The following is a 23,744-nucleotide window of genomic DNA, read 5'->3' as shown; positions in this document are numbered from 1 at the left end:
AACCGTCACGAATTTAGACCTTGCCCTATATATAGTTTTCACTACTGTGACAAATGCGTTACGCGGCTGATCGAACAGTCGTCAGCACCTAACCTGAGGGGGAGAATGATGCGCCACGGCCTTCTGTTCACCGCTTCCGTCTTCGCGATGGCAGCCGTTACGTCCGCACATGCGCAAGTTGCGCAGCAATCTCAAAATGAGCTGACACGAGAGACTTTGGCGCCGCAGACGGCAGAGACCGTTGCTCCCCTGGCGGCGGATCCTGTGATACCGCAAACCGCCGGCTCCACCGACATCGTCGTGACCGCGCAGCGACGATCGCAGTCGCTGCAGAAAGTGCCGATCGCCGTGACGGCATTTTCCTCCGAAGCGCTGGAGAAGCAGCAGATTCGCAACGCCTCCGACCTGCAGTTGACGCTGCCCAACGTTTCTTTCACGAAGACCAACTTCGCGGACTCAAGTTTTACCATCCGAGGAATCGGCGATCTCTGTGTCGGCGATTCGTGCGAAGCAGCAACCGCCATCCACGTCAACGGCTCGCCTTTGTTCGCCACGCGCATCTTCGAAACCGAGTATTTCGATCTCGAGAGGGTCGAGGTGCTTCGTGGTCCGCAGGGGACTCTGTTTGGGCGCTCCGCCACCTCGGGCGTCGTTAATGTGATCACCGCGAAGCCAGATCTGCACGCCTTTGGGGTCAGCGCAGACGTCGAGTACGGTAATTACAACTCGGTTCGCTCGCGTGCGATGATAAACTTGCCTATCGGCCCGACGCTTGGGGTGCGCGTTGCTGGCTATTATCTCAACCGCGACGGCTACACGTACAACGCGGTGCAGGATTCGCGGATCGATGGCCGCGATGAGTATTCGATCCGCGGATCGCTGCGGTGGGAGCCATCCTCGTCTACCACGGTCGACCTCATGGGTTCGTACTTCCGCGAAAAGGATGACCGCCTTCGCATCCAGAAGCAGATGTGCCAGCGCGATCCAACCGGCGTCCTAGGCTGCCTCAATGGTCGGCTGGACTATTCCAAGACGAATTTCAATGCGACCAGCAGCGGTACTCTGCTGTCGCAGCAATTCGTTTCGTTGGCCCTTGGGCCACAGCTCGGCGCGGCGCTCAGTCTCGGCAGCGTCTACGGACCCGACTCCTTTGCAGGCTACACGGAGCCTGCCGACCCGCGCGTGGTGAACACCTATGTGACCCCGACCTACTTCACCGATGAGCTGCAAATCCAAGGCCGCATCGATCACGACTTCGGACCAATCAAGGCGCAGTTTACCGGGCTGTATCAGCGCACCAACTACGACGCTTCCCAGGATTACAGCCCCGGCATCGCATCGCGGAGTCAGATCCAGCCGGCGCTCAATGCGCTTGCCGCGCTGGGCGCCGGTGCGATTCCTGGCCTGCCCGCGTCGTATTTTTCGTCCTTTGTCAATGCGATCATCCCGGACGGTCCGAACGGCAAGATCTGCACTTCGCTGCCAGATCCTGCCTCTTCGGGCATCTTCTCCGGCAAAAGCATTTGCGGACAAACGCCGCTCGCGCTGGATCGCTCAAATCGAAAAACCGACTCCTGGTCGGCCGAAGCGATTTTCACGTCGAAGTTCGACGGTCGGTTCAATTTCCTGCTTGGCGGGATCTACTCGCGCGAGATCTTCCACGTTTCCGATTATGACGTGAGCTCATTCGGCTCGGGGTATCTCTCGGGGCTGTACGGCAGTTTCACCTCGCTTGGCGCTGGGGTGGCGCCGTCTTTCCTTGCCACACCGTTTTTCTACAGCAGCACGGATCGATATCGCCTCAATTCTTACGGGATTTTCAGCGAAGGCTATTTCGACATTTCCGACCGCCTCAAGCTGACCGTCGGTCTCCGCTACAACAACGACAATAAGTCCGTCGTCAACCGCACATCATTTGCCGATTTTCTGGCACCGTACACCACGCAAGGCAGCTCGTTCACATCGCCCTTCGCCGGCAGTTATGATGCCGATCCGGTCTTGGCCGGCAACCAGCCGTTCGTCGTCCGCAATGGTCAATTTGACGCCTTTACCGGTCGGGCCGTGCTCGATTACCAATTTACGCCCCATAATCTTCTCTACGCGTCATACTCGCGCGGCTATAAATCGGGCGGTTTCAACCCGGCCGTGCAGTCCGCCGGTATTACCGTACCGGATGCCTTTGGCCCGGAGCATATCGACGCGTTCGAGATCGGCTCGAAAAACACCTTCGCCAACGGCGCGCTGACGCTCAATCTTACGGGATTCTTCTACCGATATAAGGGACTTCAGCTCGCCCGCATCGTCGCACAGACGGCGATCAACGACAATATCGACGCCCAGATCTACGGCCTGGAAGCCGAAGCGATCGTTCGGCCGGGCCCGAACACGCGGATCAATATCGGCGCCAGCTACCTTCACACCGAGGTCTTGGACGACACTAAGTTCGTCAATCAACGTGATCCGTCCGGTGGCAATCCAAACTCCGTCATCGTGAAAGACTTGTCGGCAGCATACAACTGCGCTGTGGTGGCCAATGCGGGAGGCGCCGCGACAGCGGTGGGCTTCGTGAACGCGGTCAATAATTCGATTAATGCCTCGCAGGGGCTGACCGAAGCGAACGGCCTGCGACCCACCACGACTTTCCCGAGCGACGCCAATCTCGGTACGCAATATGGTGCGTTCAGCCTGTGCTCGACACTTGCTGACGCGGCGGCCGGGACGGGGGGCGCGATCAGCGTCTACAATTCCGGGGTTCCTGTGAGCATCAGGGGCAATAAGCTTCCTCAGGCCCCTACGGTCAAATTCTCGATCGGCATCGATCAGACGATTCCGCTGCACCGCGGCTGGACACTCGTTCCACGCCTCGACCTTACCTACACAGGGGAGCAATATGGCAGCATCTTCAATGGGTTCGTCAACAAGATTCCGGGGTATGAGCAGGCCAACGCGCAAATTCAGCTGAACGGGCGCGACGACGCCTGGTACGTGAGGGCATTCGTCCAGAACATTTTCGACAATAATGCGATCACGGGGCTCTATCTCACCGATCAGTCCTCCGGATTGTACACAAATGTCTTCACGCTCGACCCCCGCCGATACGGCATCGCGGCCGGAGTCAAATTCTAGACATGAAACGGCGCCGTCGATCATGCGGATATGGTCGGCGGCATCGTATCAACCAGTGGCCGCGGATTAACAACGGCGCTCCGCGCGAATGATTTTGTGCGCGACGGGAGAAGACAGTGACCAGTCTGCTCAAGCAATACATGGATGGGGCCTGGGTCGATAGCCTTGGTGGCGAGGTCCACCAGGTACTCAATCCGGCAACCGAGCTGCCTGTTACGCAGATCGTCCTCGGAACCGCCCGCGACGTCGATGTAGCTGTCGCAGCGGCACGTCGCGCTTTTGGAGATTATTCCCGCACCAGCCTCGGCGCGCGCATCGCACTGCTTGAGAGCGTGATCCAGCAGTATCAGATGCGCATCCCCGATCTTGTCAGGGCGGTGAGCGAAGAGGTCGGCGCACCGATCGGCTTTTGCGGCGTCGCCCAGGTGCCGGCCGGTCTGGGGCAGTTCATGGCGACACTGGCCGCGCTGCGGGATTTTCCGTTTGAGGAAAGCGTCGGAAACGGGCGCGTGGTTCACGAGCCGATCGGTGTCGTGGCGATGATCACGCCGTGGAACTGGCCGCTCAATCAGATTTGCGCGAAGCTGGCGCCAGCCCTCGCCGCGGGCAACACGGTCGTGCTGAAGCCCTCCGAGGAGGCGCCATCGTGCGCAATGATCCTTGCCGAGATTCTTCACGATGCCGGCGTCCCGCCGGGCGTGTTCAATCTCGTGAATGGCCGCGGGACCGAAGTCGGCGCTGCGCTCGCGGAACACGCGGATGTCGACATGGTGAGCTTCACCGGTTCCACGCGCGCCGGAATCGCAGTCGCCGTGGCCGCCGCGCGTACGGTCAAACGCGTTCACCAGGAACTGGGCGGAAAGGCGCCCAATCTGGTGCTGCCGGGCGCCGACCTGCCAACGGCGCTGGCCCAGACCGTACCTGGCATCTTCGCGAACAGCGGCCAGAGCTGCATCGCGCCGACACGTCTGCTCGTCCATCGCGCGCAGGCGGACGTGGCGATCACGGTCACAAAGGCGATCGCCGAGCAGGTTCAGGTTGGCGACCCTGCGGTGATGGGGCCGCATATCGGCCCGGTGATCAACGCCACCCAGTTCGACAAAATCCAGGATCTCATAAAGGCGGCGATCGACGAAGGCGCCAGGGTCGTAAGCGGCGGCCTCGGGCGGCCGGAAGGTTTCACATCGGGTTTTTACGTTCGGCCAACCGTCCTGGCCGGGGTCACGCCTGCAATGCGCATATGGCAGGAGGAAATTTTCGGCCCGGTGGCGACCGTTACCCTGTACGACGACCTTGATGAAGCGGTGACGCTGGCGAACGACACGATGTTCGGGCTTTCCGCGGTTGTCTCGGGAGACCCCGTTCTCGCCGCGGCCACTGCGCACAGACTGCGCGCCGGCCTTGTGACCATCAACAGCTGGGCGACGCCGATGGGCTTGCCTTTCGGCGGATACGGGCAGTCCGGCAACGGTCGGGAAGGCGGCAGGTTCGGGCTCGCCGATTTCATGGAGGTCAAGACGATCGCCGGGGCGCCGGCCTGATTTGCAGCTTGACGATGAAGTAGCCCGCCGTCCGCTGGGCGCGTTGGTGCGGAAATATCAGTGAGCCTTCGGCCCAGCACCATGCGGCGCCGCACGTACAATAATGGAGCAACACAGATGGCTGTCGCTGGCGTGGATGAAAAGTCGGGATCGACCCATGCCAAGGCGTGGATCGGCCAGGCTCCATCATCATCTCAAATCTTTGCCTTCCTGTTGCTTGGAACGACGGCACTTCTGATTGCCGGCGTGCAACCCGTCGTTCTTGGCGCGCTGGTCGATGAGGCGCGGTTGTCCGCGTCCGCGGTCGGTTGGACGGTGGCGATCGAGTTCGTCACGATCGGGATCGGAGTCGCCATCGCGAGCAGTGTCTGGGACCCGGCAAAGATCCGAGGTCGCGTCGCCATCGCTGCGGTCGTCCTGATCGTGGTGGACTTGCTGATCTCGCGCCTCACCGGCGGTGGTATCCTGGCTGATCGCGCGGTCGCGGGGCTGGCGGAAGGCGTCCTGGTTGCGCCGGCGGCGATCATCATCGCGCGCGCGCCCACTCCGGCGCGATGGGCGGGCATCCTGTTGGTCCTTCAGGGCGTGGCGCAATTCGTGCTGGCGGCGGTGCTCCCGGGCACCGCCATGAAGGCCGGCGGCGCCGATGGTGCCTTCTATGTACTCGCGGCGGCCGTTGCCATCTCCCTGCTCGTCGTACCTCTGTTGCCCGGGCATATGGCGCGCCTCAGGGTCAGTGCCGTGGAGCACCCGCAGAACAGCTGGACGCTGGCGAGCGTTTCCAGTCTTTTCTCCGTATTCCTGACCTACGCCTATTTCATCGGAGCATTTTCCTATTTCGGACTGTTGGCAAGGCAGGCCGGACTTGGTTTGGAACAGGTTGGCAATGTCATCGCGCTGACGGTCGCCACCTCGATCCTCGGATCTGCCGGCCTTGCGATGGTTGCCCAGCGCGTTCACTATTATACGATCGCTACCATCTGTCTTTGCGTCAATGTCGGTCTGATCGTCTTTATCACCTCGCTCCCGGACTACAGGTCGTTGCTGCTTGCCGGGACAGCGTTCGGCTTCTTCTGGGGAATATTCACGCCCCTGCAGGTCGCCCTCGTTATCGAGAACGACAGATCGCGGCGCACGGCGTTGGTTATTCCCGGTGTCCAGGCGCTGGGAGCTGCAGGCGGTCCGCTGTTATGTTCCGCATTCGTTACGCAAGGTGACGCGCGCGGTGCGTTCGCGTCCGCGTTGGTCTGCCTGATCGGGGCATTCGCAATTTCGACATGGCTGCATTTCAGGACGAAGCCAGCGGAGCCGGCGCAGTGATCGAGCTGGACCGCTGCCGCGAGATTTCGTTGGCCGAAGCGAATCCATCCGCCGATCAAGCCGTGCGGAGGCCACGAGGTGCGAGTTCCCTTTACGTTCTAGCCTGTCAGAGGATATGTCAAGCGGCGCGACGGCCACCGCTGCATTCCTCGGTCAGTCCTCGTCACCGCCGATTGATCAGCTCGCCAACCGTGCGTCCATTTCCAGAATCCTTGTCGATGGTGCGCACGACGGGCGCAACATCTATTCATCTTGATCTCGGCGGCCTTGGCCGATGAGCTTGCGGTCGGCAATCAGCAGCCGACACACCTTGCGCCGCCGATCCTCGGGCTGGGCGGCGCTCACGCTCTCTGCGGCATGTCTGCGCGCTCTTCGGCGCCCGCCCGGGCCGGCCATCGCTGTAACATGGCTCGATCACGCATAGGCCACCGACGCCGCCGTCGGGCCTTGAGGCACAATGGTGCCAGCGCGGTGCAAGGCGATGAGTTCCTTCTGTGCTTCTGGCGCGCGATCCAAAGAGCCGATGCCTTGCGGCGCGGTCGTCGCGAAGGTCTCGGTAGCCCTTTCCGCTCTGACAGCAGCTCTGTGGAACCAGAGATATTTGCACGTCGAAGCAGCCGCAAGCCATTCTTGGGCTGGCGGCGCGCTCAACGACAGCCAATTCTCAACTTGTCCGATTGCGAAGTTCGCGCTTGTCGATTTTGCCGACGCTGGTCTTGGGAAGGCAGTCGATGCACTCGAACCGTGCGGGAACCGCGAAACGAGGCATTTGGCCCGTCGCGGCATGTTCAGCCAGCAGGGATCCCAAAGAATCGATCGCCTCGGCAGCCTGGGCGAGTTCGTCGATGACGATGAACGCGATGGGGCGTTCGCCCCAATGCGGATCGGGCACGCCAATAACCGCCGCCTCTTTCACGAGCGGATGACGCAACATGAGATCTTCGAGTTGCACGGAGGAAATCCATTCGCCGCCACTCTTGATGACGTCTTTCAGGCGGTCCCTGATCTCGACCGTCCCATTCGACGTGATCGTTGCTATGTCCTGGGTATGCAGCCAACCACCCCGCCATAGATCGTCGCTCGACGAGCTGTCTCCGGGGTAGCAGGCCGTCAGCCAAGGCGCGCGGAGGACGAGTTCGCCGACTGATATGCCATCGCGTGGTTGGGGCATCATTTCCGCATCGACAGTCGTTGCAGCGACAAGTGGCACCAACCGTCCGGCCCGGCGCAACTCGGCACTGTTTTCACCGGCACTGCGTGCGATCGCGACGACAGGTCCCGTCTCCGACATGCCATAACCGGCAAATGTGGTGATCCCCGATCGGGTGGCCGCATTTTGGAGAGCCTCCGGCAAAGCCGAGCCGCCGACCAGCATCGCCCAGGGTGCCAGCGTCGCCATGCCGACGGTGTCCGCTGCGTCGAGGATCATGCGCAGCACCGTCGGCACGCAATGTGAAAAGCTGACCCCTTCGCGCACTTTCAGATCGATGATTAGCGCCGGCTCGTAGCGTCCGGGATAGACCTGCTTGATGCAGGCCATCGTCGCGACGAGAGGCAAACCCCAGGCGTGGACGTGGAACATCGGCGTCAGCGGCATGTAGACATCGTCCCGGCGCAATCCCTGCCCGACGGGTTGCCAGCCCATCGTCGTCGCCAGCGCAAGTGCGTGGAGCACGATCTGGCGGTGACTGAACGCGACTGCCTTGGGGAGACCGGTGGTGCCGGTCGTGTGGAAGGTGGTCGCTACGGCGTTCTCGTCGAAATCGACAAAGGCGAACGGGGGCGACGCGGCCGCGAGAAGCACTTCATATTCGCCCGCCACGCCGTCCATGCCGACGGCACCATTCTCGTCGATCAGCACGTGGCAAGTGAGCTCCGGCAGATCGGGAAGAATGTCCGCAACCAGTGTCGCGAAGTCAGCGTGGAAAATAAGATGGGTTGCGCCCGTACTAGCGAGGCAGTGGACGAGCTGCGCCCGCGAAAGTCGGACATTCACGGTCTGAAGCACCGCGCCCATCATTGGAACCGCGAAATAGGCCTCGAGATAGCGGTGGCTGTCCCAGTCCATCACCGCCACCGTTGTTCCTTCGCCGACACCAAGCGCCGACAACGCCGACGCCAGGCGGTGAACCCGTTCGGCCATGGCCGCATAGGTGTAGCGAAACCTGTCGCGGTAGACGATCTCCTGTTCGGCCGCGGTCGCGACGGCGCCCTCCAGGATGTGACGGATCAGCAGCCCTGTCGGGACGTGCCCGGCAGCGGCTTCGACGAACTTCAATGACATCAGGCTTCCTTCCGCAGCAACGTTACGCGCGAGCCGCTGGTGCGAGCGGCCTGGACGGGATCAGCAGGGTCATCGCCGCCGCCATGAGCAACGCGAGGGTCATCAGACCGAAACTGCCTGCAAAGCTCCCGGTAAGGCCGACCGATCGACCGATCGCATAGGGCGCCAGGACCGCACCGATCTGCCCGACCGTGGACGTCACGCCCCAGAAGGCGCCGCGGCTGCCGGGCGGTGCCAGCCCTACTGCGATCGCGGCGAAGGTGCCGATGATGCCGAAGAGGAAAAAAGCGGCGACCGAAAGACCAAATACACAGCCGACCAGCGAAGGCGCCGCAAACGCAATCCACATGCCGATCGCACCTCCAGCGAAACTGGCTGCCAGCACGCGCGGCAACAGCGTCATGCGCCCGCCGCGACCGGCCCAGCCAAGCGCGAGCAGACCGATGACGCCGGCGAAATAGGGAATGCCGCCGAGAACGCCGCTCGCCTTCACATCGACGCCGCGCGCGATCGAGAGATAGCTCGGCATCCAGCCGATGAAACCCGAAAAGGCGATGAAGAACAGGAACCAGATGGCGGCCGCCAGCCATAAAACGGGAAGCCGCAGCAATTGCCCGATCGGTATCGCGTCATGCGCCACAAGGCCCGCCGCCGACACCTCAGCGCCATCCCTTGGCACGCAGATGTAATTGATGACCGCCGCAACGAGCGCGGGAAGTGCCATGAGGAAGAAGATGCTTCGCCAGCCGAACGCGCCGATCAGGCTGCCGACAAGCGGCCCGGCGATGGCCGGCGCGATCGCGAACGATGTCGACAGAAGCCCCGACGCAACGGCACGGTCATGTGGCTCGAAATGATCGCCGAGCAATTTTACCATCGCGCTGTTGCTCAACGCCTCGGACAGGCCGAGCAGCAGGCGCACCACGACCAGCGCCGTGACGGTGGTGAGCAGGCCGGTGAGGCCTGTGAACAGCGCCCATAGGAGAGGCGACACGATCAACAGCGCGCGTGCACTCCAGCGATCGGCGAGAATGCCACCGGGGATTTGCGCCAGACCATAGCCGATCGCGAACGAAGACAGCAGCACGCCGAACGTCTCGGGCGGCATGGAAAGCGCCTTCATCAAAGTCGGCCCGGCAAAACCGATGACCGTCCGGTCTAGATAGTTGGCGATCTGGAAGAACCACAGCGCCCCGATAATCCTCAACCGGCCGTTCATAGCCTCTCCTTCGCCAGGTGCGTGTCTGCATTTCATCTCATAGCGAAATCGCTCCATTACATGCAATATTAATTGACATGACCCATTTTCATAGCAAGATGGGGCCAAATCAGGTCATATTGCATGGATGGCGTTGCTCTCTGGCTCGGCGATTGCTCCGCCTCCTGCAAGCTTGGTCCATCGTAAGGGGATAAAATGACGCCATCTGCCGTTTTGCGTACGATGCTGGCCCGTGGCGGCTTGATCACCGCACCCGGTGCTTATGACGGACTGACGGCGCGGCTTGTGCAGGCCGCCGGATTCGATGCCGTCTATATGACCGGGGCGGGAACCTCGGCCGCTCACGGCTATCCCGATTACGGGCTGCTGACGATGAGCGAGATGGTCGAGAATGCTGCGCGGATGAGCCGTTCGGTGGACATCCCCCTGATCGCCGACGCCGACACGGGATATGGCAATGAAGTGAACGTGACCCGGACGGTGCGCGAGTTCGAAGCGCGCCGCGTTGCCGCGATCCATATCGAGGATCAGGTGTCTCCCAAAAGATGCGGGCATCTTGTGGGCAAGGAAGTTATCCCGCACGACGAATATCTTTCCAAGATCCGGGCCGCCGTGGCGGCGCGGCGCGACCCCGATTTCGTGTTGATCGCACGCACCGACGCGCGGAGCGTCATGGGCCTGGACGAGGCGATAGCACGTGCGCGCGGCGCGCTCGAAGCCGGAGCCGACATGGCGTTTGTCGAGGCGCCGGAGACGCTGGAAGAAATGGCGGCGATCCCCTCCAAAGTTGGCGGGCCTTGCCTGCTGAACATGGTCCCGGGAGGCCGCACCCCGTTGGTCTCTCATGAGGAGGCCGCAAAGATGGGCTTCCGGCTGGTCATTCATCCCGGCATAGCGTTGCTTGCCGTGGTGGCCGGCGTCGATGCTGCCCTCGCCACGCTGAAGGGCGCCGGTAAACCGCAGAAGTTGGGCAGCGACACGCTGGCGGCTTTCTATGAGAGACTCGGGTCGCGCGAATGGGATGCGATCCGCAACGGTTCGCCGGCAGTCGGGGCCTGAGATGGGCAGGACGCTCTTCGAGAAGATCTGGGACCAGCATATCGTTCAGGATCTGGGGGACGGCTGGGCGCTGCTCCATGTCGATCGCCATCTCTTGCACGATCTCTCGGGGCCGATGGCGTTCAAGGCGATCGTCGAGCGCGGCCTGGACGTGCCCAATCCGGAGCTGGCTTTCGCAACCCCCGATCATGCTGTCTCGAGCGCGCCGGGCCGTACCGCGGCGACCTTTCCGACCGGCCAGCGCTTCTACGACGCCATGGTGGAACAGACGCGCGCCAGGGGCATCCGCCTGTTCGATCTCGGCGAGCGCGGGCAGGGGATCGTTCACGTCACCGGACCGGAGCTCGGCCTCGTGCTGCCGGGCGCGACGGTCGTCTGTGCTGACAGTCATACCTGCACCAATGGCGGCCTGGGAGCACTTGCCTTCGGTGTCGGGACGAGCGAATGCATCCACGCGCTTGCCACCCAGACGCTGCGCCTGCGCCGGCCGCGGACCATGCGCGTCCGGCTGGACGGAGAGTCTGGCAAGGGAGTGTCACCCAAGGACATCATCCTTCATGTCATCCGTCTGCTCGGCACCGACGGCGGGGTGGAGCATGCGATCGAATTCGCCGGCGGTGCGATCGAGGCGATGACTATCGAGGGGCGGCTGACGATCTGCAACCTGACGGTCGAGATGGGCGCTCGCTCAGGCCTTGTCGCGCCGGACGAGAAGACGATCGACTTTCTGCGCGACAAGCCCTTCGCGCCGCAGGGCGAAGGGTTCGAGCTCGCCGCCTCCGCCTGGCGTCTGCTGGCGAGCGACCACGATGCGGTGTTCGACCGCGACGTCGCGATCGACGTGTCGCAGGTCGCGCCGACGGTCACCTGGGGCACCAGCCCGGGTCAATCGATCGATGTGGACGGCATCGTTCCCGATCCTGCCTTCGAACCCGACCCGATCAGGCGCGAGCAGATCGTAGAAGCGCTGGGCTATATGGGGATCGAAGGCGGTCGGCCGATCGCAGGGACGCAGGTCGACTATGTGTTCATCGGCTCCTGCGCCAATTCCCGGCTCCCGGATCTGCGGGCGGCGGCCGAGATCGCGCGCGGCCGCCACGTCGCCACGGGCGTCACCGCCTGGGTCGTGCCGGGCTCGGTCGCCGTGAAGCGTGCGGCGGAGGCGGAAGGCCTGGACAGAATATTCCGCGACGCGGGCTTTGCCTGGCGCGAGCCCGGGTGCAGCATGTGCGTCGCTGCCAATGGTGAGATCATACCGCCGGGCAAGCGAGCGGTCTCGACGTCGAACCGCAATTTCGTCGGGCGGCAGGGCCCGCGCGCGCGAACCCACCTCGCCAGTCCGGCAATGGCGGCGGCCGCCGCGATCACCGGCATCATCACCGATGTGAGGAAGATTTGAGCGTGCAGCCCTTTACCGCAGTGACCGGCCAGGCGGCGCAGCTGCCGCACGCCAATATCGATACCGACGTGATCATCCGGATCGAGCGGCTGACCCAGAACGACCAGAGCCGGCTTGGCGATTATGCGCTGGAAGCACTGCGCTTCCGCGCCGACGGAAGCGAGGATCCGTCCTTCGTGCTCAATCAGCCGCGGTTCCGTGATGCCCCGATCCTGCTGTGCGGGCCAAATTTCGGGTGCGGTTCGTCGCGCGAGGGCGCGGTCGTGGCGCTCGCGGCGCGCGGCATCCGCGCGATCATCGCGCCGAGCTTCGGTGACATCTTTTACGGCAATTGTTTCCAGAACGGTCTGCTGGCGATCCGCCTGCCTGAAGCACAGGTCGAGGCGATAGCCGCCGATGTGCGGGCGAGCGACGCGCCGGTCACGGTCGATCTCGAACGGTGTCTGATCGTGGCGCCGGGCGGCCGGACGATCGCCTTCGAGATCGATCCGCTGCGGCGCCAGGCGCTGCTCGAGGGGTTGGACGATATCGGGCAGACCGCCCTGGTACGCGAAAGAATCCTCGACTGGCAGGCGCGGGACCGCGCTGAACGGCCGTGGATATGGGATATACCCGATCCTGTGCTCGCCGGCTGACGAGCATTGCGCAAACTGAGGTCTTGGAATTGGAGAGCAAAATGGATCGCCGGGGTTTCATGAGCTTGGCGCGCGAGGCCGCGATCGCGGGAGCGGTCACCGCGGTCGCCGCACCCGCCGCCGCAACCGGCACCACACCCCTTCCTTCGCCTGACGGCGAGCGCAAGGACCCGACGGCACCCGCAGGAGTTACGGGTCAGCTCGCCACCTGGCTAGCCGGACTGAAATATGACGCCATCCCCAAGGCGGTGGTGGAGCGCGGAAAGGACATCATCCTCGACGGCCTTGGCTGCGCGCTTGTCGGCGCCCAGCTTCCCTGGTCGCGCACCGCGGTCAACGCGATGATGACGTTCGAAGGCGCCGGCGACGCTTTCCTGATCGGCTGGGGACGGACGATCGCGCGTCCGGCGTCGGTGCTGCTCAACGGCACCTTCATTCAGGCGTTCGAGCTCGACGATGTCTATCCCGCCGCGCCGGTGCATCTCTGCTCGGTCGTGCTGCCGGCGCTGTTCGCGACCGCGATCGGGAAGAAGATGTCGGGCAAGGCGTTTCTTGCCGCGACGATCGCCGGCTTCGAGACCGGACCACGCGCCGGTCTGGCACTGCACGGTGGTGATATGCTCACCCGGGGCTGGCATTCGGGATCGGTGTTCGGCACGCATGCTGCGGCGGCGGCCGCGGGCGTCGCGATCGGCCTGTCGGCGGCCCAGATGGAGGATGCTCTGGGTATCGCCGGCACCCAGTCTGGCGGGCTGATGGCGGCGCAGTTCGGCTCGATGGTCAAGCGGATGCATCACGGCTTCGCGTCCCGTGCCGGCTATACCGGCGCGATGCTGGCCCAAGGCGGATACACCGGCATCAAGCAGGTCTTCGAAGCCCCCTATGGCGGTTACCTGTCGGTATTCGGGGAAGGGTACGCCCCGGTCATCGCCGCCATCGCGAATGGCCTGGGCACGAAGTGGGAAACGCCGGCGATCTCGATCAAGCCTTATGCCGCGATGGGCGCGTCGCACGGCCCCCTCGACGCGATGTTCGCGATCCGCGCGCGGCGCCCTTTCGCGCCGAAGGATGTGGCACGCGTCGACATCGCCATGTCGGCGGCGGCGTTCAATCATGGATGGTGGGAAGCCAAGCGCCCGATGGAGCCAACCGGCGCGCAGATGTTCATCGGCTATGCGATGGCGGCAGCGATCGTCGATGGTGCCGTGCTTCCCGCCCAGTTCGCGCCGGCCAGGCTTGACGCCGACGATATATGGGCAATGATCGGCAAGATACACGCCCGGCACGAACCAGCGTTCGACAAGTCGATCCTCGAATCGACAGTGACGATCACCTTCACCGATGGCAGCAAGGAGGAAGAGCATCTCCTGCAGTCAAAGACCTTCGCCACGGGCATGTCACGCGTCGAGATATCCGCCAAATATCACCTGCTGACCAAGGGGATCATCACCGCCGAGCGCCGCGACCGGATCGAGCGGATGGTCATGGGGCTGGACGAGCTGACCGACGTCCGGCCGCTCATCGAGGCGCTCGCCGCGCCGGCCGGCAGTACGTTCGGGAATTGAGCCTCAGCTCACCATCAGCGTGAGAATTCGGCGCGCCGCCTCGCGGGTCGTGAAGATATGCTCCTTCATCATCGCCTCGGCCCGTGCGCCCTGGCCCGCTTCGATCGCCTCGGCGACGCGGGCATGGTCGCGGAACGCCTGCTGGCTGAACGTCCGATCGAGCCGTGGGAACAGTTCGTTCGTATCAATCGGCTCTTTCGCGCTGTTGAGGATCGGGGGCAATTGCCGGGTGCGCAGCACGCCCTCGGTCAGATACGGATTGGCTGCTTCCGTGAGCAGGGCATCGTGAAATTCGAGATTAGCGAGGCGCCAGCGTTCCCGCGTCTCGGGCGTCCATTCATGATTGAAGAGAATGTCCTCGGTGCGCGCAAGATTGTCGCGCACCAGGATCGCCGTCGCATGGCTCATGCCGCGCTCCGCGATCAGCCGGCACGCCAGTCCCTCGAGCGTGAGCCGCACGTCGAAGGCGCCGAGCAACAGGTCGGCGTCGAAGGTCTTGACGCGGTACCCTCGGTGGACACGATATTCGAGCAGCCCTTCTTTATACAGGAAGCCGAGCGCCTCGCTGACAGGGGTGCGCGACACGCCGAGGCGATCGGCCAGCACTTGGGCCCGCAGCCATTCGCCACGCTCGATCTCGCCGCTCAGGATCATCGCCCGGATCGCTTCCGCGGTTGCCTGCGAGCGGGTGGGGGTCGATGCCTTCAACGCGGTTTTCGCTGTCATGTCGGCCTTCTACGATGTCGCGCCTGTCCCGCAAAGCCCGTGCTCTCGCCGGTTGCGGCGTTGGGGACTTAGGGTGCCCAATCTGCCATGTTCCATGCAAGATTGGCTTTATTGAGCAGTTTCTGTCGCTAATAATTCCATATTGCATGGAACATGCAATGTGGCTATCGCCATGTGGAGAGCCAGGCACACTGGTCAGGCTGATCGGGGAGAGTTGAGAATGAGGTACGTTCGGTTGGCTTGTTGCGTGTCGGCGGCCTCGCTCGCCATTGCTCTGGCGACGCCCGCAATTGCCCAGACGGCGCCAGTTGCGCCCGCACCGGAAGCCATGGACGCGCCGCAGACGACGGACATCGTCGTCACCGCCAACAAGCGGTCGGAGACCGCGATGAGCGTGCCAGCATCCGTCACCGCGATCAGCGGTGCGGCGCTGGCCGACAAGGGCATCTATTCGGTGCAGGATCTGGTCAAGGTGACGCCGGGCCTTAGCTATGTCGAGAGCGGCCGCTCGGTCCCGGTCTTCTCGCTGCGTGGTGTCGGCTTCTTCGATCAGTCATTGGCATCCCGCCCGACGGTCAGCGTCTATGTCGACGAGGCGCCGATCCCCTTCTCGATCGAGTCCAAGGGCGCGGCCTTCGACCTGCAGCGCGTCGAAGTCCTGAAGGGGCCGCAGGGCACATTGTTCGGGCAGAACGCGACCGGCGGCGCGATCAACTATATCGCTGCCAAGCCGACCGACACCTTCCACGCTGGCGCGACGGCAAGCTATGCTCGGTTCGGGGTCGTCGATGTGCAGGGCTATGTCAGTGGCCCGATCAGCTCGACGCTGGACGCGCGTCTCGCCCTTCGCACGGTGCAGGGGGGCGATTGGCAACGCAGTTATACGCGTGACGACACGCTCGGCGCGCAGGACTTCACGCAAGGGCGGTTCATCCTTGCCTGGAAGCCGAACGACCGGCTGAGCGTGCGCTTCGACGTCAACGGCTTCTACGACCGTTCAGACACGCAGGCGCCGCAATTTACCGCCTTCGCACCCGGCACGCCCGCCCAGGCCAAGTTCATCCCGCTGCTCGCCACCTATCCGCTGGCGCCCGCCGACGACCGGGCGGCGGACTGGGATCAGGGCAAGGATTATCGCAACCATAATCGCTTCGTGCAGAGCAATCTGCGCATCGACTTCAAGGCGCTGCCGGAGATGACGCTCACATCGCTGACGTCCTTTTCCGATATGAAGGTCGACCAGCTGGCCGACGCCGATGGCACGGCGCTGACCAACATCGATTCCAACATGCGCGGCAAGCTGCAATCGATCTCGGAGGAGCTGCGCGCGTCGGGCGATGTCGGCCGGCTCTCCTATATCGCAGGGCTCAACTACGCACATGATTATGCAGCCGCTGCGGCCTATATCGATATTTCCTATTCGACGAGCGCGGTGTCGCTCGGTGCTCCGCCAGCTCTGCCGCTCGACAAGACCGAGGCCGATGTCACGCAGCGTTTCGATACGCAGGCGATGTTCGCCAATCTGGACTACAAGGTTACCGATCGCCTGACTATCCGCGGGGGAGTTCGCTACACGGCGGCTGACCTGCATTATACCGGCTGTTCCGTGCCGCAGTCGGCTAATGCCGCCGACGCGTTCACGCGGGTGATCAACAAGTCGCGCGCAGCGCAGGGGCTCGCGCCGATCGGCCCCTTGGCGCCCTTTCGATGCGGCTCGGTCAACCCGCTGACGCTCGGCCCCGATCTCTATTTCGACAAACTCAACCAGCAGAATCTGTCGTGGCGCGGAGGCATCGACTTCAAGCCGACGCCAAACACATTGCTCTATGTATCGGTCAGCAAGGGCTACAAGGCGGGGAGCGCCTCGACGCCTGCGGCGACGAATGATCTCCAATTCACGCCCGCAAAGCAGGAATCGGTGCTGGCCTATGAAGTGGGTCTCAAGACCGCCTTGCTGAACCACAAGGTCGAGTTCACTGCCGCTGCCTTCTATTATGATTATCGCAACAAGCAGCTTCTCGGTCGACAGGTTTTCACGCCCAACGTGTTCGGCGCGATCAACGTCCTCACCAATGTTCCGAAATCCGAAATCAAGGGTGGCGAGGCGCAGCTGACGGTGTTCCCGCTGAAGGGTCTCACGCTGACCGCGGCCGCGACCTATCTCGATACGCGGGTCGTCGGGGATTTCATCAATGTGGACATCCTCGGCAATTCGGCGAACTTTGCCGGAGACCCGTTTCCCTATACGCCGAAATGGCAGGTCGTGCTGGACGGCGAATATCGCTTCCCGCTGACGAGCACGATGCAGGCGGTTCTCGGCGCGAACGCCAATTACCGGACCAAGACCACCGCCGGCTTCGGTGGCAGCAATCTGCTCGATATCGACGCGTATTGGTTGGTCGACGCGCGCGCAGGTATCGACTTTGATCAGGGAAAATATCGCGTCCAGATATTCGGGCGGAATATCACCAACCAATATTATTGGAACAACGTGTCCCGCTCGCTCGATAATGTGCGCCGCTATGCCGGCATGCCAGCGACCTACGGTGTCCAGTTCAGCGTGCGCTACTGATAGGGAGACGGGCCATCGCGCGCTGCCGGTGGTTGTCGGATGGTGTATGTCGCGTGAAAGGCTCGGGCTGAAGCAGAGCCCGGGCGGCCGAAAATCAGGTTGCGGTCGAGCCGGTGGCGGCGATGACGGCGATACACTAAACCCACGGCGGGCGCGAACTCTCGCCAGGTCGAGGACGCCGACGCGCGCTGTGCCGGCGAGGCTTCGCGATTTTTGGCGACGGCGCTCAGGAGAACAAGGCGGCCGGCGTTTCCAGCAAGGCTTTGAGGGCCTGAACGAAGCTCGCCGCGTCCCAGCCATCGACGACACGGTGATCGCAGCTGACCGATAGATTCATCATCTTGGCCACCTCGAGCGAGCCTCCCCGGACGACTGGTCGCTCGACGATCTTGTTGGGGCCAAGGATCGCAACCTCTGGCCGGTTGATGACTGGCGTTGTGACAATGCCCCCCAGCGGACCGAGCGACGTGATGGTAAGCGTCGATCCTGACAGCTCCGCGCTCGTCGCTGTTCCGTCGCGCGCGGCCGTCGCAAGCCGGCCGATCTCCCTTGCCAGCTGCCAGATGTTTCGATCTTGGGCATCGCGGATGACCGGCACCGTCAGTCCCGCCGCGGTTTGCGTCGCCATGCCCAGATGCACCGCGCCATGCCGGGTGACGACACCGGATTCGTCATCGTAACGCGCATTCATCATCGGGAAATCCGGAACTGCGCGGCAAAGAGCTGAAATGATCAGAGGAAGCGTCGTCAGCTTCGGTCTTGCGCCGCGCGTCTCGTTGAGGTCGGCGCGAAGCGCTTCCAACTTCGTCACGTCGATTTCATCGACATAAGTGAAGTGAGGAATGGCGCGCTTCGATGCCGCCATATTCTCCGCGATACGACGACGTAAACCGATCACCTTGACCTGTTCATCGGGGCGCCGTGCCCCGACGGCACGATAGCCGCTGCGCGCATTATAGGAGAGAAAGGCGTCGAGATCGGCATGACGTATTCTGCCGGGCTCCCCAGTTGCAACTTCGGCGAGATCGACCCCGAGGTTGCGCGCGCGTTCGCGCACTGCGGGGGACGCGAGGATGCGCCTTTGCTCGACTGATGCGGGAGGAAGCGCCAAATGCATCTCAGGTTCGTCTCTCGCTGTCAGCGAAAGCTCAGGAGATGGGCCGCGATCGTCCAGCGTTGCCGCGATGGTGCCGCCCTCCGACGGGAGGGCAGGGGGCTCGCTGTCTGTTTCAAGCACCGCGAGTATCGATCCGATGGCGACCATCTTGCCGACCTCGCAGGCAAGCCGGGTGATCCGGCCGCTTACCGGTGAGGTCATTTCCACCGTCGCCTTGTCGGTCATCAGGTCCGCGAGCAGGGCGTCCTCCTCCACGATGTCGCCAACTTGAGCGTACCACCGGACGACCTCAGCTTCAGCGATTCCCTCGCCGATGTCGGGAAGCTTGAAGGAATAGCTGGTCATTGGTCAAATCTCTAAAGTTCGGCGAAGGGCGGCGCCCACGCGTGCGGGCCCGGGAAAATATTCCCATTCGAAGATATGCGGGTAGGGCGTGTCCCAGCCGGTCACGCGTTCGACCGGTGCTTCGAGTTCAAAGAAGCAATGTTCCTGCACAAGCGCGGCCAATTCAGCGCCGAACCCGCACGTGCGCGTCGCTTCATGAACCACGACGCACCGGCCGGTCTTGGCAACTGACGCTTTTATCGCCTCCAGATCGAGCGGGATCAGTGTGCGCAGATCGATGACCTCGGCGTCGATGCCGGTCTCGCTCGCCGCGGCGAGCGCGACATGGACCATCGTTCCATAAGCGAGGACCGTTACCGCTTCTCCGGCGCGCGTCACCTTGGCCTTGCCGAGTGGTATTGCGTAATATTCTTCGGGAACTTCGCTATCGGCATGACCCGACCAGGATCGTATCGGTCGGTCGTGATGGCCATCGAACGGGCCATTATAAAGGCGCTTTGGCTCGAAGAAGAGCACAGGATCGTCATCCTCGATCGCGGCAAGCAACAACCCCTTTGCGTCATAGGGATTGGAGGGGATGACGGTCTTCAGACCGGCGACATGGGTAAAAATTCCCTCTGGCGACTGGCTGTGGGTCTGTCCCCCGTAAATTCCGCCGCCATAAGGCGCGCGTACCGTGATGGGAGACCACCAATCCCCGCCGGTCCGATACCGCATCCGCGCGGCCTCCGAGATCAGCTGATCCGCGGCGGGATAGATATAATCGGCGAACTGGATCTCGACGACGGGACGCTTGCCATATGCGCCCATGCCCACCGCCACAGCGACGATTCCGCCTTCGGCGATGGGCGCATCGAACACGCGGCGTATCCCGTGCTTGCGCTGCAGCCCGTCCGTCGCGCGGAACACCCCGCCGAAATAACCGACATCCTGGCCAAAAACCGTCACGGCTGGATCGCGCGCCAGCGCCACGTCGATCGCATTGTTGATCGCTTCGATCATCGTCATCGCGGACATGATCAGAAGCCCGCCTGTGCGCGCTGGTCGATGAGGTGCTGCGGCACATCCTTGTAGACATCGTCGAACATCGTCGCGGCGGACAGTCGCACGCCATCTTTCAGCGTGCCGTGGCGTTCAGCCTCCTTTCCGGCGTCGCGCACCACGCCGGCGAGTTCCTGGTCAAGTGCGTCATGTTGCTCCTGGGACCATTCCCCGGCATTGATGAGGTGGGTCCTTAGTCGCGCGATCGGATCACCGAGCGGCCAGGCCTGAGCCTCCGCGCTGGGCCGGTATTTGGCAGGGTCGTCCGATGTCGAATGCCCCTCGGCCCGGTAGGTGAAGAGTTCTATGACGGTCGGGCCAAATCCGGCTCGCGCTCTTTCCGCCGCCCAACGTGTCACCGCATAGATCGCCAGGAAGTCATTCCCATCGACGCGTAGCGCTGGCATGCCGAAGCCTAGACCCCGTGCGGCGAACGTGGTCCTTTCGGCACCGGCGATCCCCGAAAAGGATGAGATCGCCCATTGATTGTTGACGATATTCAGGATGACCGGTGCCTGATAGACGCTGGCGAAGGTCAGGGCATAGTGAAAGTCTGCCTCCGCTGTAGCGCCCTCTCCGATCCAGGCGGCGGCGATCCGACGATCTCCCTCGGAGGCTGACGCCATGGCCCAGCCGACCGCCTGGCTGTATTGCGTGCCCAGATTACCCGATATCGAGAAGAAGCCCGCCTCACGGCTTGAATAGAAAACCGGCATCTGCCGGCCTTTCAGCCGGTCACCGGTGTTTGAATATACCTGGTTCATCATGTCGACGAGCGGCCACTCACGGGCGACGAGCAGCCCCTGTTGACGATAGGTCGGGAAGCACATGTCCTCGCGTTCGAGCGCGAACGCGGCAGCCACGGCGACCGCCTCCTCGCCGGTGGACTTCATGTAAAAGCTTGTTTTTCCCTGCCGTTGCACGCGCAGCATGCGTGTGTCGTAAGCGCGGGTCAGCATCATCGCCCGCAATCCCTTGCGCAGGAGCGCCGGTTGCAGGAAAGGCTGCCAGGAGCCGATGGCCGCGCCGTCATCGTCGAGGACCCGGATCAACGCATGGGCAAGATCGCGCATCTCGGCTGGATCCGCATCGATTTCCGGTCTCGCGACGATCCCCGCTGCGGGTACCGACACGTGCGAAAAATCACTGGCCTCACCAGGGCGTGCCAAGGGCTCCGGGACATGGAACCCGACATTTTGCGGATAGGTCATGCGCTTTTTCCAGGGAGTGAGAGAAGTCGACGACCGCGGCGCAGTTCGACGGATTCGACCAGCACCGAGCTGCGCATCTTTTCCGCGATGAGCTCCGCCCGATCGTCGGGGATGTCGCCCTGTTCGATCGATACCCGAAGCATGCCGTGCGCCTCCTCGGCTCTGACACGCGAGGGCGTGAGGTCCATCTGCGCGAAATAATTGACGAGGCGCGACAGCGTCTGGGCATCGGCGCGCGCGCGCACACTGAAGCGGGCGGGGGGCGTCATGCCGCCTGTAGCCGGCGTTCCGCAATGATCTGTTGCGCCAGCTCATCCGCGACCACATTGGACGGCCGACCCGAACTGCGCGCCTCCCGGAGGACCATCGAGAGACGTCCGGCGATTTGGTGAACGCGCTCGCTGACCTGCTGGGTCGTCTCGCCAAGATATTCGGCCGAGACGTTAATGATGCCGCCTGCGTTGACGACATAATCGGGCGCGTAAACGATCCCGCGGCCAAGCAGGCGTACCCCGTCGGCCTCCGTGGCCAACTGGTTGTTGGCGCCGCCACACACGAGCTGGGCTTTGAGCTTATCAATCGCGTCGGCATCCAGGACACCGCCAAGCGCGCACGGCGCCACGACATCTGAGTCGACCGCCAGAATCTCGTCGATACCGACAACTCTGGCACTCAGCTCGGCAGCGAGCGCGCCGACTCTCGCTGCGTCGATATCGGCAAGGATCAGCTGCGCGCCTTCTTGCTTGAGCAGACGCGCCAGGCCAGCGCCGACATTGCCTGTCCCCTGTATGGCCACCGTCGCGTTCTTGAGATCGAGCGAGAGTGTTTCGCGCGCCGCCACTTTCATCGCTTCGAACACCCCCAACGCGGTCCATGGCGAGGGATCGCCGCCGGCCGCGCCCGCGGCGGCATCAAGACCCGCCACATAGGCGGTTCGCTCACGCACGGCGCGCATGTCGGCCACCGTCGTCCCGACATCCTCGGCCGTTACGTACGTGCCGCCAAGCGATGCCACCGCATCGCCATAGGCTCGGAAGAACGCTTCGCGGTCGAAGCTGCCTTCCGGGCGTTGCAGCACCGCCTTGCCGCCGCCGAATGGCAGACCGGCGACCGCGTTCTTGTAGCTCATCCCGCGGGCCAGCCGGATAGCATCTGCGGTCAGTTCCGACTTGCTGGAATAGTGCCACAACCGACATCCGCCCGCTGCGGGACCGATAGCGGTCGAATGGATGGCGATGACCCCCGTGAGGCCTGCTTCAGCGTCATCGATGACGTGAAGATATTCCTGGAAATCGCCCTCTACGGCAAACTGCGCCACGTTGAATTCTCCTTCCCGCATATATTATGGCTGAACTGGCTGAAAAAAATTGCTTTGACGCGAGATTTTCGCGCAATTTGCGAATAGGGTTTTCAGGAGATCTAGATGTGGAGAATGGGATATGCCGGAACTGGATGTGTTCGACCGCAAAATTCTGTCGCTGCTCCAAAAGGATGCATCTCGCGCCACGACCGAAATCGCCGAAGCCGTTGGCTTGTCGCAGGCGCCGTGTTGGCGACGCATCAACCGGTTGAAGGAAGCCGGATATATTCGCGCCCAGGTCGATCTGCTGGATCGCCGTAAGCTGGGTCTCAACGCCCAGATATTTGCTCAGGTCAAACTGACCGCCACCGGACGCACCAACGTCAGCGAATTTGCCGAGGCGATCCGCGAATTTCCCGAGGTGCTCGAATGCTTTGTGTTGATGGGTACGGTCGACTTCCTGCTCAGGATCATCACGCGCGATATCGAGGCTTATGAGCGGTTTTTCTTCGAAAAGCTGTCTCGTGTACCCGGTGTCCAGGAAATCAATTCGATGGTGGCCCTATCGGAGATAAAATCGACCACTGAGCTGCCGATGGATCTTGCACTCTAGGCGAACAAGCAACGCATGGCCGAACGTCGATCGTGTCGGCCTGACCGCATCAGGCCAAAGGCCGCAATATGTAAGCATATTAGCGTCGGAAAAATGCTATTCGCAGCACGATGAACGACGTACCGAAAGCAACTTCCACGCCGCCATCGGCCGAGACGAAAGTCCGTTTCGACGACGATATGAGTCCGCGCAAGCGCGAAATCTTAGAAATCGCGGCAAGGCTTTTCGCGCGGAAGGGCTATCGAGGCACGTCAATCCGGGACATTGGCGACCACTCCGGCGTCCTCGGCGGTTCCCTCTATCATCACATCAAGTCCAAGGACGCGCTGTTCATCGAATTACACAACGCCGCTCTCGACATGGCAGCTGAAAGAATCGACACAGCAGTGGCTAAGGAAAGCACGCCCTGGTCTCGCTTGGAGGCGGCTTGCATCGCCCTTCTCGAAATCCAGGCAGATGCCGATTCACTGACCTTCCCGCTGATGCCGAATTCGCGCTGCAGTGCCTCGTCGGTCTGCGGGGGCCGTCGATCGCGCATCAGGGACACGAGGTCGTGCGCGACGGGCGACATGCCCGGGTCATGCCGCGCTGCCGATGCTGTCGCGGCGGGAAGAGAGGAAGGTCATTGCCAGAGACTCTTTGCGTTGGTTCCGTGAGCGAGGGATCAAGGG

At 62.7% G+C, this 23,744-nt stretch carries 18 protein-coding genes; 10 read left to right on the top strand and 8 right to left on the bottom strand.

Annotation, left to right across the window (positions count from 1 at the left end):
- The first annotated feature begins 105 nt into the window (after positions 1-105).
- From ABD050_RS06510 to ABD050_RS06500, 3 genes are all read left to right on the top strand, one after another.
- Entirely contained in the window at positions 106-3,126 is a 3,021-nt protein-coding gene (locus tag ABD050_RS06510) for a TonB-dependent receptor (RefSeq protein ID WP_343888438.1), read from the top strand.
- Positions 3,127-3,242: 116 nt separating this feature from the next.
- A complete protein-coding gene (locus ABD050_RS06505) occupies positions 3,243-4,667 on the top strand; it encodes an aldehyde dehydrogenase family protein (protein ID WP_343888437.1) in 1,425 nt (474 codons plus the stop codon).
- 81 nt (positions 4,668-4,748) lie between these two features.
- Positions 4,749-5,987, top strand: coding sequence for an MFS transporter (locus ABD050_RS06500; protein WP_343888436.1), 1,239 nt, complete (start codon positions 4,749-4,751; stop codon positions 5,985-5,987).
- A gap of 664 nt (positions 5,988-6,651) precedes the next feature.
- Here the strand turns inward: ABD050_RS06500 and ABD050_RS06495 are convergent.
- On the bottom strand, positions 6,652-8,271 hold the full coding sequence (locus tag ABD050_RS06495) for a long-chain-fatty-acid--CoA ligase (RefSeq protein ID WP_343888435.1): 1,620 nt from the start codon (positions 8,269-8,271) through the stop codon (positions 6,652-6,654).
- 22 nt (positions 8,272-8,293) lie between these two features.
- A complete protein-coding gene (locus ABD050_RS06490) occupies positions 8,294-9,490 on the bottom strand; it encodes an MFS transporter (RefSeq protein ID WP_343888434.1) in 1,197 nt (398 codons plus the stop codon).
- A 195-nt stretch (positions 9,491-9,685) separates the two neighbouring features.
- On the opposite strand from ABD050_RS06490, the gene ABD050_RS06485 reads away from it, so the two are divergent.
- Genes ABD050_RS06485 through ABD050_RS06470 form a run of 4 tightly spaced genes read left to right on the top strand, consistent with a single transcriptional unit; the run spans position 9,686 to position 14,148 of the window.
- Positions 9,686-10,549 (top strand): isocitrate lyase/PEP mutase family protein, encoded by an 864-nt coding sequence (locus ABD050_RS06485; protein ID WP_343888433.1) that lies wholly within the window; start codon positions 9,686-9,688, stop codon positions 10,547-10,549.
- A gap of 1 nt (position 10,550) precedes the next feature.
- Positions 10,551-11,948, top strand: a complete 1,398-nt coding sequence (gene leuC / locus ABD050_RS06480) for a 3-isopropylmalate dehydratase large subunit (protein WP_343888432.1) — start codon at positions 10,551-10,553, stop codon at positions 11,946-11,948.
- Between the two features lie 2 nt (positions 11,949-11,950).
- Entirely contained in the window at positions 11,951-12,583 is a 633-nt protein-coding gene (gene leuD / locus ABD050_RS06475; RefSeq protein WP_343888431.1) for a 3-isopropylmalate dehydratase small subunit, read from the top strand.
- Positions 12,584-12,624: 41 nt separating this feature from the next.
- Complete coding sequence (locus tag ABD050_RS06470; protein ID WP_343888430.1) at positions 12,625-14,148, top strand: MmgE/PrpD family protein; 1,524 nt, start codon at positions 12,625-12,627, stop codon at positions 14,146-14,148.
- A 3-nt stretch (positions 14,149-14,151) separates the two neighbouring features.
- On the opposite strand, the gene ABD050_RS06465 is transcribed toward ABD050_RS06470, so the two are convergent.
- Positions 14,152-14,874 carry a GntR family transcriptional regulator gene (locus ABD050_RS06465; RefSeq protein ID WP_343888429.1) on the bottom strand — a complete coding sequence of 241 codons (723 nt, stop codon included), beginning with the start codon at positions 14,872-14,874 and terminating at the stop codon, positions 14,152-14,154.
- A 328-nt stretch (positions 14,875-15,202) separates the two neighbouring features.
- Here ABD050_RS06465 and ABD050_RS06460 point away from each other — a divergent pair, with 328 nt between their 5' ends.
- Positions 15,203-17,446 carry a TonB-dependent receptor gene (locus tag ABD050_RS06460; RefSeq protein WP_343888428.1) on the top strand — a complete coding sequence of 748 codons (2,244 nt, stop codon included), beginning with the start codon at positions 15,203-15,205 and terminating at the stop codon, positions 17,444-17,446.
- A 226-nt stretch (positions 17,447-17,672) separates the two neighbouring features.
- Here the strand turns inward: ABD050_RS06460 and ABD050_RS06455 are convergent, their stop codons facing one another.
- From ABD050_RS06455 to ABD050_RS06435, 5 genes are read right to left on the bottom strand one after another with little or no spacing between them, the layout of a single operon-like run.
- A complete protein-coding gene (locus ABD050_RS06455) occupies positions 17,673-18,908 on the bottom strand; it encodes a dihydrolipoamide acetyltransferase family protein (protein WP_343888427.1) in 1,236 nt (411 codons plus the stop codon).
- Between the two features lie 3 nt (positions 18,909-18,911).
- Positions 18,912-19,916, bottom strand: coding sequence for an alpha-ketoacid dehydrogenase subunit beta (locus ABD050_RS06450; protein ID WP_343888493.1), 1,005 nt, complete (start codon positions 19,914-19,916; stop codon positions 18,912-18,914).
- Positions 19,917-19,927: 11 nt separating this feature from the next.
- The gene (locus ABD050_RS06445) at positions 19,928-21,160 is read right to left on the bottom strand and encodes a thiamine pyrophosphate-dependent enzyme (RefSeq protein ID WP_343888425.1); all 1,233 of its coding nucleotides are present in this window, start codon (positions 21,158-21,160) and stop codon (positions 19,928-19,930) included.
- Complete coding sequence (locus tag ABD050_RS06440) at positions 21,157-21,429, bottom strand: hypothetical protein (RefSeq protein ID WP_343888424.1); 273 nt, start codon at positions 21,427-21,429, stop codon at positions 21,157-21,159. The genes ABD050_RS06445 and ABD050_RS06440 overlap by 4 nt, the downstream gene beginning before the upstream one ends.
- Positions 21,426-22,478, bottom strand: coding sequence for a Glu/Leu/Phe/Val family dehydrogenase (locus tag ABD050_RS06435; RefSeq protein WP_343888423.1), 1,053 nt, complete (start codon positions 22,476-22,478; stop codon positions 21,426-21,428). Before ABD050_RS06435 ends, ABD050_RS06440 begins: the two co-directional genes overlap by 4 nt.
- Positions 22,479-22,599: 121 nt before the next feature.
- Between ABD050_RS06435 and ABD050_RS06430 the strand changes: the two genes are divergently transcribed.
- A complete protein-coding gene (locus ABD050_RS06430) occupies positions 22,600-23,073 on the top strand; it encodes an Lrp/AsnC family transcriptional regulator (RefSeq protein WP_343888422.1) in 474 nt (157 codons plus the stop codon).
- 179 nt (positions 23,074-23,252) lie between these two features.
- The gene (locus ABD050_RS06425; RefSeq protein ID WP_343888492.1) at positions 23,253-23,729 is read left to right on the top strand and encodes a TetR/AcrR family transcriptional regulator; all 477 of its coding nucleotides are present in this window, start codon (positions 23,253-23,255) and stop codon (positions 23,727-23,729) included.
- Positions 23,730-23,744 lie beyond the last annotated feature (15 nt).

It is taken from the genome of Sphingomonas oligophenolica (assembly GCF_039522915.1).
Classification (GTDB): Bacteria; Pseudomonadota; Alphaproteobacteria; order Sphingomonadales; family Sphingomonadaceae; genus Sphingomonas; species Sphingomonas oligophenolica.
The sequence above is the reverse complement of the archived record's forward strand: the minus strand, read 5'-3'. Positions and strand labels throughout refer to the sequence as shown.

Coding starts and splice junctions, on each gene's coding strand:
- ABD050_RS06510 (WP_343888438.1), top strand. CDS start 106: ATGATGCGCCACGGCCTTCTGTTCACCGCTTCCGTCTTCGCGATGGCA.
- ABD050_RS06465 (WP_343888429.1), bottom strand. CDS start 14,874: ATGACAGCGAAAACCGCGTTGAAGGCATCGACCCCCACCCGCTCGCAG.
- ABD050_RS06485 (WP_343888433.1), top strand. CDS start 9,686: ATGACGCCATCTGCCGTTTTGCGTACGATGCTGGCCCGTGGCGGCTTG.
- ABD050_RS06440 (WP_343888424.1), bottom strand. CDS start 21,429: ATGACGCCCCCCGCCCGCTTCAGTGTGCGCGCGCGCGCCGATGCCCAG.
- ABD050_RS06430 (WP_343888422.1), top strand. CDS start 22,600: ATGCCGGAACTGGATGTGTTCGACCGCAAAATTCTGTCGCTGCTCCAA.
- ABD050_RS06450 (WP_343888493.1), bottom strand. CDS start 19,916: ATGACGATGATCGAAGCGATCAACAATGCGATCGACGTGGCGCTGGCG.
- ABD050_RS06495 (WP_343888435.1), bottom strand. CDS start 8,271: ATGTCATTGAAGTTCGTCGAAGCCGCTGCCGGGCACGTCCCGACAGGG.
- ABD050_RS06460 (WP_343888428.1), top strand. CDS start 15,203: ATGGACGCGCCGCAGACGACGGACATCGTCGTCACCGCCAACAAGCGG.
- ABD050_RS06500 (WP_343888436.1), top strand. CDS start 4,749: ATGCGGCGCCGCACGTACAATAATGGAGCAACACAGATGGCTGTCGCT.
- ABD050_RS06445 (WP_343888425.1), bottom strand. CDS start 21,160: ATGACCTATCCGCAAAATGTCGGGTTCCATGTCCCGGAGCCCTTGGCA.
- leuC (WP_343888432.1), top strand. CDS start 10,551: ATGGGCAGGACGCTCTTCGAGAAGATCTGGGACCAGCATATCGTTCAG.
- ABD050_RS06425 (WP_343888492.1), top strand. CDS start 23,253: ATGAGTCCGCGCAAGCGCGAAATCTTAGAAATCGCGGCAAGGCTTTTC.
- ABD050_RS06470 (WP_343888430.1), top strand. CDS start 12,625: ATGGATCGCCGGGGTTTCATGAGCTTGGCGCGCGAGGCCGCGATCGCG.
- ABD050_RS06455 (WP_343888427.1), bottom strand. CDS start 18,908: ATGACCAGCTATTCCTTCAAGCTTCCCGACATCGGCGAGGGAATCGCT.
- ABD050_RS06490 (WP_343888434.1), bottom strand. CDS start 9,490: ATGAACGGCCGGTTGAGGATTATCGGGGCGCTGTGGTTCTTCCAGATC.